This window comes from Pseudoalteromonas sp. A757 (assembly GCF_004103285.1).
GTDB classification, from domain to species: domain Bacteria; phylum Pseudomonadota; class Gammaproteobacteria; order Enterobacterales; family Alteromonadaceae; genus Pseudoalteromonas; species Pseudoalteromonas galatheae.
In genome coordinates, this window is record NZ_QNQN01000009.1 from 1 (window position 1) to 298 (window position 298).

The 298-nt window shown below is 43.3% G+C and carries 1 rRNA gene; it reads right to left on the reverse strand.

Features of this window, described 5'->3' with window-relative positions:
• Positions 1–73 (reverse strand): 5S ribosomal RNA (gene rrf, locus DRB05_RS00035); the annotation flags it as partial.
• Between the last annotated feature and the right edge of the window lie 225 nt (positions 74–298).

Below are 298 nucleotides of genomic sequence, written 5' to 3' on the forward strand. Positions count from 1 at the left end.
CATCGACGCTGTTTTGTTTCACTTCTGAGTTCGGCATGGGGTCAGGTGGTTCCAAAACGCTATGGTCATCAGGAAATCTGGGTGCAAATGTCTAATGACATCGTGCCTCGCACGAGCATTCCATTTGCGCAAGGTGAACCGATTTCGCGATATCGCTGAGGTTGGTCACCTTGTTTAATTCTTAAATCTGGAAAAAGCGATTAAATTCTTTTGTCTACTTTAGTCTATTAACTTCTGTCGCTTATAAACCACTTTGGCGTTGTATGGTTAAGCCTCTCGGGTAATTAGTACGAGTTAG